Genomic DNA, 13,457 nt, shown 5'->3' on the forward strand with positions numbered 1-13,457 from the left:
TGAATAAATTTTGGCGATATAATGAAGGATACAGCTCCCATTATTGGTAAAGATACTAGATAGATTCATCGTAAAATCATGATTTTGCCAAATTTGCCCTTGAATATTAGTAGCGTTTTCTTTACAATCGTAAATAGTGTAAAAAAGCGTGCAAACGCATGAATATCATCTAAAGGAGAGATTCACATGGGAAAACTGTATGTATTTGATCACCCGTTAATTCAACATAAGATTACATATATTCGCGATAAGAATACAGGTACGAAAGATTTTCGTGAATTAGTGGACGAAGTAGCAAGCTTAATGGCTTTCGAAATTACTCGCGACCTTCCACTTAAAGACATTGAAATTGAAACGCCTGTAAGTAAAGCGACAACAAAAGTGATCGCTGGTAAAAAACTTGGTTTAATTCCGATTTTACGTGCAGGTTTAGGAATGGTTGATGGAATTCTGAAATTAATTCCAGCAGCAAAAGTAGGACACGTTGGTTTATACCGTGACCCTGAGACATTGCAACCGGTAGAATACTATGTGAAACTTCCAACGGATGTAGAAGAACGTGACTTTATCGTACTAGATCCGATGCTAGCAACAGGTGGTTCTGCAGCTGAAGCAATTAACTCTCTGAAAAAACGCGGTGCGAAACAAATTAAATTAATGTGTATCGTAGCTGCTCCAGAAGGAGTAAAAGTAGTACAAGAAGAGCATCCTGATGTTGATATTTATGTAGCAGCATTAGATGAAAAGTTAAATGACCACGGTTATGTAGTGCCAGGTCTTGGTGATGCTGGTGACCGTTTATTCGGAACGAAGTAAGACAACTGACGAGAGGGGATTCCCTACTCGTCTTTTTTTGTCCCGGGTATGCCGGCAGGGGAGGGGGATAAATATGCAACGTGTATACAACATAAGTTGCATACACAACACATATAATATAGAAGTCTTACGTCTAAGGAGCACTATATTATGGAAGGAAAGCGTTATATCTTAAAAATATAATAGTGACAAACTTGTGAACATTTCCTTCTATTATAAAGAGAAAACTGTTAGAAATTGCATATCTCTAACCAGTATTTAGAAGGGGAACGTTTTCATTTTTGGGAGGAAATGCCTAATACTCAAATTTTTTGATTTTTTACGATTTCTCGTTGACACTGTTAATACCCTATTGTATGCTAACAACGGGGATAGATGGTAGGGCTTTCAGTGACAAAAATACATCTATTCCGTGACGAAAATGTAAACTTTTTATTTTGTATAGGATTTATGCAGAAAAATGAGTTATTATTAACACATCGTGAATGAGGGTTACATATTGGAGGGATGAATCCTTGCAAAAAAACGACCGCAGCCATATAAAAGCTTATGCTTTAATGTCAGGAATTCTTGCTCAATTAGTCGGTTCTATTCTTATTGGAATCTTTGGTGGGCAGTGGATTGATAATAAGGTTGGAACGTTTCCATTGTTTCTTATTATAGGTTTATTACTAGGATTAGGAACAGGGGTATACGCAATGATTCGACTCATTCGACATTACTATTCGGGAGAGCAATGATGATAGACGTACATGGACTTGTCCAAAGACAAAAGAAATATATGTACTACTTGCTTGCGCTTCTAGTGCTAGGATGGGGATTCACCTCTTACAAGGATGTATTTCTTGGGCTGATTATCGGAACGATTTTCAGTTTTCTTAGTTTGCGCATCATTGCACGTAGAACAGACAAGCTGTTAGATCGCGTAACGAATGGAGAAAACGTGAAGTTTAAGGCAACAGCGGTAAGTACATATTCGAGATTCGCGACAATTGGGTTATTAATTTTATTTGCAGCCAAATATCAAGAGTTAATTGCGATGTGGGGCTTAGGTGTAGGATTGCTGACAGGATATCTTGTCATGATCATAGATTTTCTTTATTTAGAGTATAAGAGCAGGGAAGAGAGGTGAATTACTAGTGGAACACGGTAAATTAGTTGAATTTCTAGGTTTAACGTTCGATTTGTCATCAGTTATGATGGTTACTGTAGCAGCAGTTATTGTTTTCTTAATCGCAGTTATAGGAACTCGCAGCTTAGCTCTTCGCCCAACAGGAATGCAAAATTTCATGGAATGGGTGTTTGACTTCGTGAAAGGGATTATCAATAGTACGATGGACTGGAAAACAGGTGGACGTTTCTTAACGCTTGGCGTTACGCTTATCATGTTTATCATCGTATCGAACTTCCTTGGTTTACCATTCATGTATTCAACAGTTGAGGCTGGCGAACATATTGCATGGTGGAGATCACCAACGTCTGATCCAGCAGTTACATTAACATTAGCCGTGATGGTAGTTACCCTCACCCATTATTATGGAATTAAGATGAAGGGTACGAAAGAATACGTTAAAGGTTATTTCCAACCTATGAAATTCTTATTCCCATTAAAGGTTATTGAGGAGTTTGCTAACACATTAACGTTAGGTCTTCGTTTGTTCGGTAACATTTATGCAGGTGAAATCCTGTTAGGATTACTTGCTAAGTTAGGCGGAGCATCAGTTCTTGGAGCATTAGGTGCACTTGTACCGATGTTAGCATGGATGGGATTCAGTGTATTCGTTGGATCAATCCAATCATTTATTTTCGTTATGTTAACGATGGTTTATATGGCTCATAAAGTAAGCCATGACCATTAATATAATTTAAGTAAGAAAAAATTTATTTTTTTATAATACAAAGGAGGACAAATTAAATGAGTTTAGGTGTAATCGCAGCTGCAATTGCAATTGGTTTATCAGCATTAGGTGCAGGTATTGGTAACGGTCTTATCGTATCACGTACAATCGAAGGTGTTGCTCGTCAACCAGAATTAAAAGGCGCACTTCAAACAATTATGTTCATCGGGGTTGCTTTAGTTGAGGCACTTCCAATCATCGGTGTAGTTATTGCTTTCATCGTAATGAACAAATAAGGGAGACTCCCCTTACATAGATGGCGAAGAGTGTTTTTTGAACTTTCTTCGCCATTGCTTTATGAACGAAACGTATGTCTTTTTTTTTCATATGATCAATTTAGATATTTTGAAGGGAGTGAATCCTTGTGCCAACTTTATTATTAGGGGCTGCCATTCCATTTGGAACGATTGCTTATACATTGTTCATTTTCTTACTTCTATTAGTAATGCTACGCAAATTTGCGTGGGGTCCTTTAATGGGAATTATGAAAGAACGTGAAGAGCATGTTACTAGTGAAATCGACGCTGCAGAAAGAAGTAACGCTGAAGCGAAGAAATTAGTAGAAGAACAACGTGAAATGTTAAAACAATCGCGTGTTGAAGCACAAGAGTTAATCGAAAGAGCGAAAAAACAAGCTGTAGATCAAAAAGATGTGATTGTTGCTGCTGCGAAAGAAGAAGCAGAATCAATTAAAGCATCTGCTGTACAAGAAATTCAACGCGAAAAAGAGCAAGCGATTGCTGCTTTACAAGAACAAGTCGCTTCTTTATCTGTTCAAATTGCTTCTAAAGTAATTGAAAAAGAGTTAAAAGAAGAAGATCAAGTGAAGTTAATTCGCGATTATATTAAAGAAGTAGGAGAAGCGCGATGAGCAATGGGATTGTAGCAAAACGTTATGCTGTCGCTCTTTTTAAAATTGCAAAAGAAAAACACGTATTAGAAATGTTTGAAGAGGAATTACGCCTTGTACAAAACGTTTATGTAAAGAACGGAGAACTACATAGCTTTTTAACGCAACCGAACATTTCAAAAGAGCAGAAGAAAACGTTTCTTGCAAACGTATTCGGATCTGTTTCTGAATCTATTTTAAATACGTTATATATTTTAATTGATAACAAGCGCATTGAAATCTTACCTGAAATTGCAGATGAATATGTTGTTCTTGCTAATGAAGAACGTAACGTAGCGGATGCAACTGTGTATTCTACTCGTCTTCTATCTGAAGAAGAGAAGCTTAACGTTGCAGAAGCATTTGCAAAGAGAACGGGAAAAGATGCAATTCGCGTGAAAAATGTTGTAGATGAAGATTTACTAGGCGGCATTAAAGTACGTATTGGAAATCGCATTTATGATGGAAGTTTACAAGGAAAATTAGCACGTATTCAACGTGAATTAATGAAGAATAGATAGGGGTGAAGCACATGAGCATCAGAGCTGAAGAAATTAGCGCACTGATAAAGCAACAAATCGAGAACTATCAGTCTGAAATCGAAGTTAGTGATGTTGGTACAGTTATCCAAGTTGGTGACGGTATCGCGCGTGCTCATGGTCTTGATAACGTTATGGCTGGTGAACTTGTAGAGTTCTCTAACGGCGTTATGGGGCTAGCACAAAACTTAGAAGAAAACAATGTAGGTATCATTATTTTAGGACCTTACACAGAAATCCGTGAAGGTGACGAAGTTCGTCGTACTGGTCGCATCATGCAAGTACCAGTAGGGAAAGAACTAATCGGTCGTGTTGTAAACCCATTAGGTCAACCAGTTGATGGTTTAGGCCCAATCAATACAACAAACACTCGTCCAATCGAAAGTCCAGCACCAGGTGTAATGGATCGTAAATCTGTTCATGAGCCACTTCAAACAGGTATTAAAGCGATCGATGCTCTTGTACCAATTGGCCGTGGTCAACGTGAGTTAATCATCGGTGACCGTCAAACAGGTAAAACAGCAGTTGCACTTGATACAATCATTAATCAAAAAGATGAAGATATGATTTGTATCTATGTAGCTATTGGACAAAAAGAATCAACTGTACGTAACGTAGTAGAAACACTACGTAAGCACGGTGCATTAGATTACACAATCGTTGTAACTGCATCAGCTTCTCAACCAGCTCCATTATTATACTTAGCTCCTTACGCTGGTGTAACAATGGGTGAAGAGTTCATGTACAATGGTAAACACGTATTAGTAGTATATGATGACTTATCAAAACAAGCAGCGGCTTACCGTGAGCTTTCATTACTATTACGTCGTCCTCCAGGTCGTGAAGCATATCCAGGGGATGTATTCTACTTACATTCTCGCTTATTAGAGCGTGCAGCAAAATTAAGTGATGCAAGAGGCGGCGGTTCTTTAACTGCACTACCTTTCATCGAAACACAAGCAGGGGACGTATCAGCTTACATCCCAACAAACGTAATCTCGATTACGGATGGACAAATCTTCTTACAATCTGACCTATTCTTCTCTGGCGTACGTCCAGCGATCGATGCGGGTACTTCTGTATCACGTGTAGGTGGATCTGCTCAGATTAAAGCAATGAGTAAAGTATCAGGTACACTTCGTCTTGACCTTGCATCTTACCGTGAGTTAGAAGCGTTCGCTCAGTTCGGTTCTGACCTTGATAAAGCAACACAAGCGAAACTAAACCGTGGTGCTCGTACAGTTGAGGTATTAAAACAAGGATTACACAAACCGTTACGTGTAGAGAAACAAGTTATCATTCTTTACGCTTTAACACGTGGATTCCTAGATGATATCCCAGTAGTCGATATCACTCGTTTCGAAGAAGAATTCCATGCTTGGCTAGATTCAAATGCAGCTGACTTATTAAGCGAAATCCGCACAACTAAGAAACTTGCGGATGACGACAAATTTGCAGCGGCAATTAACGGATTTAAAAAAGTATTCGTAGCTTCTGAGTAATTAATAAAAGCGGAAGCGGCTCGATTTGAATGTGAAGTGAAGCCACCGAGCATTCAAGCCGCTGGAGCTAGATAGTATATATAAAAGGCATCTCAGGTTCTGAGATTGCTGACGGTTATGTAGAGGAAAAGAGTAGGTGCACCTATTCTTTTCCTTCAATCATGAGCAAGAATGTCTTGCAACGTAGATTAGGAAGAGGATTCTTACTAATCGTGCCAACTTCCGGAAAAAAGGTGGTGAAAACCTGTGGCATCTTTACGCGATATAAAAGCGAAGATTACCTCGACAAAGAAAACGAGTCAAATTACGAAAGCGATGGAGATGGTATCTGCATCTAAGTTAAACCGTGCAGAGCAAAATGCTAAATCTTTCGTTCCGTATATGGAAAAGATTCAAGAAGTAGTAGCGAGCATTGCGCAAGGAAGTAAAGGAATTAATCATCCAATGCTAAATGCGCGTCCTGTAAAGCGTACAGGATACATCGTTATTACATCTGATCGCGGACTAGCAGGTGGTTATAACAGTAACGTATTACGTACAGTTAGTAACGTGATTCGTGAACGTCATAATATGGATTCAAACCAATATTCAATTATTGTGCTTGGCCGACTAGGACGTGATTATTTAAAACGTCGCGGATTTAACATCATTGATGAAGTAGTTGGATTATCTGACCACCCATCATTTACTGATATTAAAGATCTTGCTTCTCGAGCAATTGCGATGTTCGCAGATGGTGCTTATGATGAGCTGTATATTTACTACAACCATTACGTAAGTAAAATTTCACAAGAAGTAACGGAAAATAAAATTTTACCGCTTACTGATGTGGCGTCTGACAAACCGACGACAGCTTATGAATTCGAACCTTCTGAAGAAGAAATTTTAAAAGTATTATTGCCACAATACGCAGAAAGCTTAGTGTACGGTGCATTACTAGACGGTAAAGCAAGTGAGCACGCGGCGCGTATGACAGCAATGAAGAGTGCTACAGACAACGCAATGGAAGTTATCGATTCACTTACACTTTCATTCAACCGTGCACGTCAAGCAGCGATTACGCAAGAAATTACGGAAATCGTTGGTGGAGCAGCAGCGTTAGAATAGTATTAAAAAGTGGAAGCGGCTCGTCCAGAACAGGAGGGCATTGGAGCTCCTGACGAAGAGGCGTAGTTTGCCTCGCAGGAAGGCGCGAAATGACCGACTGTTCTAGCCGCTGGAACTAGATTCAATAAAAAGTGGAAGCGGCTCTGTCAAAAGAGTCGCATAAGCTATAAACTAATAAAAAATTAAAAGCCGACTTCTCTTAGAAAGCTGGCTAATTAAAAGAAAGCTAGGAGGGAACCCGATGAATAAAGGGCGCGTTACGCAAATCATGGGTCCGGTTGTAGACGTTAAGTTTGATGGCGGAAAGCTACCAGAAATCTACAACGCCCTTACGGTAAAACAAAGCAACGAAAACGGAGCAAACATTAACTTAACATTTGAAGTTGCACTTCATTTAGGTGATGACACAGTTCGTACAGTTGCAATGTCTTCCACAGATGGACTTGTTCGTGGCACAGAAGTAGAAGATACTGGGAAAGCAATCTCTGTACCAGTTGGTGATGCAACACTTGGTCGTGTATTTAACGTATTAGGTGATGCAATTGACTTAGATGGTGAACTTCCTGCGGATGTACACCGTGATCCAATTCACCGTCAAGCACCTGCATTCGAAGAGTTATCTACTAAAGTAGAAATTCTTGAAACTGGTATTAAAGTAGTAGACTTACTTGCTCCTTACATTAAGGGTGGTAAGATCGGTCTATTCGGTGGTGCCGGCGTAGGTAAAACAGTATTAATTCAGGAATTAATTAACAACATCGCACAAGAGCACGGTGGTATCTCTGTATTCGCTGGTGTAGGTGAGCGTACTCGTGAGGGTAATGACTTATACCACGAAATGAGCGATTCTGGCGTAATCAAGAAAACTGCGATGGTATTCGGACAAATGAACGAGCCACCTGGAGCACGTCAACGTGTTGCATTAACAGGTTTAACAATGGCTGAGCATTTCCGTGATGAGCAAGGACAAGACGTACTATTGTTCATCGATAACATCTTCCGTTTCACGCAAGCGGGTTCTGAAGTATCTGCCCTTCTTGGTCGTATGCCATCTGCGGTAGGTTACCAACCAACACTTGCAACAGAAATGGGTCAATTACAAGAGCGTATTACATCTACAAATAAAGGGTCTATCACGTCTATCCAAGCGGTATATGTACCAGCCGATGACTATACTGACCCAGCACCAGCTACAACGTTCGCTCACTTAGATGCAACAACAAACTTAGAGCGTCGTTTAACGCAAATGGGTATTTACCCAGCCGTAGATCCATTAGCATCTACATCTCGTGCACTTTCTCCAGAAATCGTAGGAGAAGAGCATTATGAAGTAGCTCGTCAAGTACAGCAAACTTTACAACGTTATAAAGAGCTTCAAGACATCATCGCTATCTTAGGTATGGATGAGTTATCTGAAGAAGATAAGTTAGTTGTACATCGTGCTCGTCGTATTCAATTCTTCTTATCTCAAAACTTCCACGTAGCTGAGCAGTTTACAGGTCAAAAAGGTTCTTATGTACCTGTAAAAAATACAGTTAGTGGTTTCAAAGAAATTCTAGAAGGAAAATATGATGACCTTCCAGAAGATGCATTCCGCCTTGTTGGTGGCATTGAAGAAGTTATTGAAAACGCGAAGAAAATGATGGCGTAAGGCCTTAGGAGGGACGAAGTATGAAGACATTTCCAGTCAGTATTGTAACTCCTGATGGACCGGTTTACGAAAAAGAAGTAGAGATGGTAAGTGTAAAAGCAGAGAGTGGGGAAATGGGGATCTTACCAGGTCACATTCCAACTGTTGCACCATTAAAAATTAGTGCAGTTCGTCTGAAAAATGGTGGACACACTGATTATGTAGCAGTTAGCGGTGGCTTTATCGAAGTTCGTCCAGATAAAGTAACTGTATTATCATCATCTGCTGAAGAAGCAAACCATATCGATATCCATCGTGCAAATGAAGCGAAGCGTCGCGCTGAGCAACGTATGCAAGACAAACAAGCACATGTTGACTTTAAACGTGCAGAAATGGCATTACAACGTGCTGTGAACCGTTTAAACGTTTCCGATATGAAATAAAAAAATCCGTAAAGGTAAAACCTTTACGGATTTTTTTTATTGTATTTTATGGATAATTTTACAAAAATGGTATAATTGCATTGATGGTTGTATAAGTAGAGAATGTACAACAATTTATATTTCATAAAGGGGATGAATCAATGATCGGTGAAATGAAACGAGAAGCGTTGCACTCTTTAAAGGGGAATTGGGGACTAGGTGTTGGATCAACGATTTTATATTTTATTTTAAGTTATGTTGTTTCAATGGCTGCAATGCTTATACTTTTAATTCCAGGACTTATTCTATTTTTTTTAATTGTTAGCTTCGCTGGTTCAATTGAAGGGGAAACAATATCAATTGGAGCAGCTATTACATTTGGGGTATTTTATTGTATCATGATAATTTTGAGTAACGCATCGTATGGTATTACATCATACGGTTATACGAATGTATGTCTACAGATTAGTAAACGAGAAGGTGCTAAAGTAGATTACTTATTCGAAGGATTTCGTGGTTTTAAAAGAATGATGAAAACAATGTGGGCAATGCTTGCGATTTTGTTATATACAGGTACATGGATTCCGATGTTGTTAATAGGCTTATTTGCATTGTTAGGTGAAGAAGGGAATACGTCATTTGCAATTGCTTTCTTCGTACTATTAGCTATTTCAATCGTTGGCATGATTGTGATGTATTTTTCTTATGCAATGACGTACTATGTAATGATTGGAAATCCAGAATATAGTGTGTCACAAGCAATGAAAGAAAGTAAGAGTCTTATGAAGGGACATAAGTTAGATTTGTTTCTTTTATGGCTTAGTTTTATAGGGTGGGTTATTTTAGCGATTTTGACATTTGGAATAGGTTTTCTTTGGCTTAGTCCGTATATGGGTACAACGACATCTCATTTTTATCGCTATATTTCAAAAGATGAATTGCGGTAAGAACATGCTATACTAATAGAATTGTTACGTATAGGAGGCTAATTATGATTAGTGATTTAAAAGGAGAAGCGTTAGACTCTCTAGAAGGAAAATGGGGCTTAGCTGTTGGGGCAACATTATTAATTTCAATTCTTATCACGATGTTTAGTTTTAGTGTTAAGTGGGGATTTTCTTCAACTTTCGGTTGGCAAGATACAACTGGTTCATTTTCGATAGATATTCTTACACTTTTTGTTACCGGACCGTTAACTTTAGGGGGGTATTATCTGGCTTTAAATATCATTCGTGAAAAACAAGCTAGTATCGGCAATGTATTTGTTTGGTTTACAGAGGGGAAAAGATTTTTAAAATCATTTTTAGTATATTTATTAGTGAATCTTTATCTTCTTTTATGGACTTTACTTTTCATTATTCCAGGCATTATTAAATCATTTTCTTATGCGATGACGTATTTTATTATAAACGATCATCCCGAGTATTCATTGAATCAAGCCATTACAGAAAGCCGTCGTATGATGGATGGGCATAAAATGGAGTATTTCATTTTATGTTTAAGTTTTATTGGTTGGTTTATATTAAGTTGTATTACATTAGGGATTGGATTCCTCTGGTTAATTCCATATTTCTATACGACAGCTTCAGCTTTTTACGAAGAGATTGCAGAAGAATATTACGAGAAAAAACCCCCAACAATATAAAGTGAAACTGTTATCATTGGGGGCTTTGTTCATCCCAAAATGATAACGAACTTTCACTCTCGCAAATAGCGGGATAAAAACACCCAGTGTGAACTAATTGTTCATACTGGGTGTTTTTTGTAGAAATTTTATAAACTGTTTACTTGTTAGAGGTTTACTGAAATAGTAACCTTGCATATATTTACAGTTGTTTTTTTGTAGAAACTTAAGTTGTTGTTCTGTTTCAATTCCTTCAGCAATGACAGAGAGATTTAAAGTATTTGCAAGAGAAAGGATAGTGGAAAAGATGGCTCTTTCTTCAGGGCGATGATCGGCTAGTTGTGTAAATTCTCTTGGTACCTTTAATGTATCGATAGGGAAAATTGATAAATAAGCGAGAGAAGAATAGCCAGTACCGAAGTCATCAATTGCCGTTCGAATGCCGTATTCTTTTAATTGTTTCAGTCTCGATAGTGTTTCTTTTTCATTAATCATCGCAATTCGTTCTGTTAACTCAAGTGTGACATGTTTTGGATCGACCTGCACGTCGTTTAATATTTGTGAAATGTTTTCGATTAATTGATTTTGTTGGAACTCTTTTGCTGATAAATTAACGCTTATTTTTAAATTTTGATAGCCAAAGGTATGCCATATTTTTAATTGGAGACAGGCTTCTTTTAATACCCAATGTCCAAGTGGAACGACTTGTGGCGTTTCTTCTACAATTGGAATGAACTCACATGGTGAAATGTCACCTAATAGTGGATGTTTCCAACGTATTAATGCTTCAGCACCGATAATTTTATTTGTTGTCGTATCAATTTGTGGTTGATAGACGAGATAAAATTCCTTGTTTACTAAAGCGAGTGGCAAATCCTTTTCGATTCGAGCTTTTCGTTCTATTTTTTTATATAGTTCTTTCGTATAAAGAGAGCTACGATTTTTTCCTTTATTTTTTGCTTCGTACATGGCCATATCGGCATGTTGTAAAATAGAAAGTGGGTCTTCGCCTGCTTCAGGGTATATTGCAATCCCGATACTCGGTGAGATTCGTAAATGCTGATTTTCGATTTCGAATGGTTTGTTCATGGCCACTACAATCATATCAGCTATTTTTTTTACATCTGTCCTTTTTTTATAATTTTCGATGAGGATTGTGAACTCATCCCCAGCTAGTCGAGCAAGTTTCATATGCTGTGTTGATAATCGTTCAAGCCTTTTGGCTACTGCAATTAATAGGAGGTCTCCCACCCGATGCCCGAGAGTATCATTAATAACCTTAAAGCGGTCTAAATCGAGAAACATAACAGCAAAGGAGCTTTTCGATATTTTTGCTCGTGCAATCGCCTTTTCTAAATATTGATGAAATGCACGGCGATTTGCAAGTTCAGTTAAAGTATCATGATATGCTAGGAAATTAATTTGTTCTTGTTGTTGTTTGCTTTCCGTAATATCTTTAATCATTAAGTAGACCCCTGAAATATGATCCTTTAAAAAGATGGGAACAGCTGTAACATGCAAGTAGTAAATATCTCTGTTTTTGTGATACGCTCGTATTTCTAAAGAGATAGAATTCCCCTTTTTTACGCGATGAAAGGCGTTAATAATTTCTTCTAAATCTTCTTCGTATATGAGTGAGTAGTAAGGTTGATTTAATAATTCATTCGTTTGATACCCTAGTAAAGTAGTACCAGCGTTATTAACTTTAAGAAAATTGCCGTACAAATCTAATGTGAAGATTGGATCTGGATGGTGCTCGTATAAAGATTTAAACATTTGTTGGTTATGATAGAGCTCATTTTTTTGTTCTACTAAATCTTCTGTACGTAGTTCAATTTGTTTCTCGAGTTCCAAGTTGAATTGCATTTGGGCTAGTAATAATATTTTATTTTGTTTTCGAACTAAACTATGGCGTATGAGAACGAAAGTGAAAGTTATTATAAGCCCGATTACTACAATGGGGGCAAAAACATATTCGGCCAATATAAAAATAATAAGCATTACTACAGAAATATAAGGTAATGATAATCGGATTGATTCACCAAATTTAGGCGTTAATAGTACCTGCTCTTGTTTTTCAGGCTCTTTCGTATGAAGAATACAGGCGATTGCTGCTAGCACTAAAACCACTTGATAGAACGGAGTAACTGTAAACATAGAATACGCTGGTGTGAAATATTTTATATAAGCATAAATAGCATCTGTAGTAGCATACAAAATTAAAGCACTACCAAGAAGTGCACCAACTTGTTTTGGTAATAAGGATAATGGTCTGAATAAAAGGTTGATTCCAATTAAAAGAAAGAGTAAATCAGCCATTGGATAGGTAAGTTGAACAAATATATCGATATAGGATGTTGTGAAAACGTGAATGGTTTGCTCAATAAGTAAGTAGTAACTTAAAGTAAATTGGGCTGTAACGATAATACAAATATCACATATCATAAAAAGCTTTTCTAATAAGTCCCGGTTATAAATGATCTCGTATAGAAAGGCAAGTGCAAAGCTAATTAAAAAAAGTAGGTAAAAAAAGTCAGACGGATCAACAAACGTATAGTAGTCCTTTAAAATTAAACGTTGATAGGAAACAACTATATCACCAATGAAATAAGAGAGAGCCCCAACAGATAATATGATCCAAAATAAACGGGGTAACCCTTGTTTCGTATTTGTAAAATAAAATATATAACTACAAGCGATAATATCAATTAATAGGGTACTCATTCCGATTAATATTTGAAAGGGAAATGAGTATTCATATAGAAAGAGCATGGCTACGTAATGAATTGCGATAGAAAACAATAAAATGCTTATAAGAATACTTACATGTGTTTGTTTTTTCATTTATATCACCTACGGTATATACATATAAACTTCCCTTTTTATTTTTTGTGATTGCCTAAAAAATATATATAAATTCTATACTTATTTTGCACAGGTATAGCGAGTTATAAAAATAGATTTTAATAATTCTTGTTTCTGCCCTCAACATATCGACATAGGAATTTGAAGTTTGCTATAATAAATAAA

At 37.3% G+C, this 13,457-nt stretch carries 15 protein-coding genes; 14 read left to right on the forward strand and 1 reads right to left on the reverse strand.

Annotated elements, in window-relative coordinates:
- The first annotated feature begins 186 nt into the window (after positions 1 to 186).
- The 14 genes from upp (at position 187) to ACS2MN_RS22490 (ending at position 10,448) form a co-directional block, all read left to right on the forward strand.
- Entirely contained in the window at positions 187 to 816 is a 630-nt protein-coding gene (upp, locus tag ACS2MN_RS22425) for a uracil phosphoribosyltransferase (protein ID WP_000517536.1), read from the forward strand.
- Between the two features lie 375 nt (positions 817 to 1,191).
- Positions 1,192 to 1,305, forward strand: a complete 114-nt coding sequence (locus ACS2MN_RS22430) for a DUF4024 domain-containing protein (RefSeq protein WP_000232961.1) — start codon at positions 1,192 to 1,194, stop codon at positions 1,303 to 1,305.
- A gap of 26 nt (positions 1,306 to 1,331) precedes the next feature.
- Entirely contained in the window at positions 1,332 to 1,556 is a 225-nt protein-coding gene (locus ACS2MN_RS22435) for an AtpZ/AtpI family protein (protein ID WP_001171219.1), read from the forward strand.
- The gene (locus ACS2MN_RS22440; RefSeq protein WP_000567600.1) at positions 1,556 to 1,948 is read left to right on the forward strand and encodes an ATP synthase subunit I; all 393 of its coding nucleotides are present in this window, start codon (positions 1,556 to 1,558) and stop codon (positions 1,946 to 1,948) included. Before ACS2MN_RS22435 ends, ACS2MN_RS22440 begins: the two co-directional genes overlap by 1 nt.
- Before the next feature lie 7 nt (positions 1,949 to 1,955).
- Entirely contained in the window at positions 1,956 to 2,675 is a 720-nt protein-coding gene (gene atpB, locus ACS2MN_RS22445; protein ID WP_000399876.1) for a F0F1 ATP synthase subunit A, read from the forward strand.
- Positions 2,676 to 2,731: 56 nt separating this feature from the next.
- Positions 2,732 to 2,950 (forward strand): F0F1 ATP synthase subunit C, encoded by a 219-nt coding sequence (gene atpE / locus ACS2MN_RS22450; RefSeq protein ID WP_000052064.1) that lies wholly within the window; start codon positions 2,732 to 2,734, stop codon positions 2,948 to 2,950.
- A 128-nt stretch (positions 2,951 to 3,078) separates the two neighbouring features.
- A complete protein-coding gene (gene atpF, locus ACS2MN_RS22455) occupies positions 3,079 to 3,585 on the forward strand; it encodes a F0F1 ATP synthase subunit B (protein ID WP_001142619.1) in 507 nt (168 codons plus the stop codon).
- Complete coding sequence (atpH, locus tag ACS2MN_RS22460) at positions 3,582 to 4,124, forward strand: F0F1 ATP synthase subunit delta (protein WP_000064687.1); 543 nt, start codon at positions 3,582 to 3,584, stop codon at positions 4,122 to 4,124. The genes atpF and atpH overlap by 4 nt, the downstream gene beginning before the upstream one ends.
- Before the next feature lie 11 nt (positions 4,125 to 4,135).
- Complete coding sequence (atpA, locus tag ACS2MN_RS22465) at positions 4,136 to 5,644, forward strand: F0F1 ATP synthase subunit alpha (protein WP_000027515.1); 1,509 nt, start codon at positions 4,136 to 4,138, stop codon at positions 5,642 to 5,644.
- Between the two features lie 246 nt (positions 5,645 to 5,890).
- On the forward strand, positions 5,891 to 6,751 hold the full coding sequence (gene atpG, locus ACS2MN_RS22470; protein WP_000157703.1) for a F0F1 ATP synthase subunit gamma: 861 nt from the start codon (positions 5,891 to 5,893) through the stop codon (positions 6,749 to 6,751).
- A gap of 241 nt (positions 6,752 to 6,992) precedes the next feature.
- A complete protein-coding gene (atpD, locus tag ACS2MN_RS22475) occupies positions 6,993 to 8,402 on the forward strand; it encodes a F0F1 ATP synthase subunit beta (RefSeq protein ID WP_001032588.1) in 1,410 nt (469 codons plus the stop codon).
- Between the two features lie 20 nt (positions 8,403 to 8,422).
- Positions 8,423 to 8,824, forward strand: coding sequence for a F0F1 ATP synthase subunit epsilon (gene atpC / locus ACS2MN_RS22480; RefSeq protein ID WP_000847214.1), 402 nt, complete (start codon positions 8,423 to 8,425; stop codon positions 8,822 to 8,824).
- A gap of 140 nt (positions 8,825 to 8,964) precedes the next feature.
- Positions 8,965 to 9,750, forward strand: a complete 786-nt coding sequence (locus ACS2MN_RS22485; protein WP_000578813.1) for a DUF975 family protein — start codon at positions 8,965 to 8,967, stop codon at positions 9,748 to 9,750.
- A gap of 44 nt (positions 9,751 to 9,794) precedes the next feature.
- Positions 9,795 to 10,448 carry a DUF975 family protein gene (locus ACS2MN_RS22490; RefSeq protein WP_438894773.1) on the forward strand — a complete coding sequence of 218 codons (654 nt, stop codon included), beginning with the start codon at positions 9,795 to 9,797 and terminating at the stop codon, positions 10,446 to 10,448.
- A gap of 93 nt (positions 10,449 to 10,541) precedes the next feature.
- Here the strand turns inward: ACS2MN_RS22490 and ACS2MN_RS22495 are convergent, their stop codons facing one another.
- Complete coding sequence (locus ACS2MN_RS22495; protein WP_098805810.1) at positions 10,542 to 13,271, reverse strand: EAL domain-containing protein; 2,730 nt, start codon at positions 13,269 to 13,271, stop codon at positions 10,542 to 10,544.
- Positions 13,272 to 13,457: the final 186 nt, after the last annotated feature.

Source organism: Bacillus cereus group sp. BceL062 (assembly GCF_051780025.1).
GTDB lineage: Bacteria > Bacillota > Bacilli > Bacillales > Bacillaceae_G > Bacillus_A > Bacillus_A toyonensis.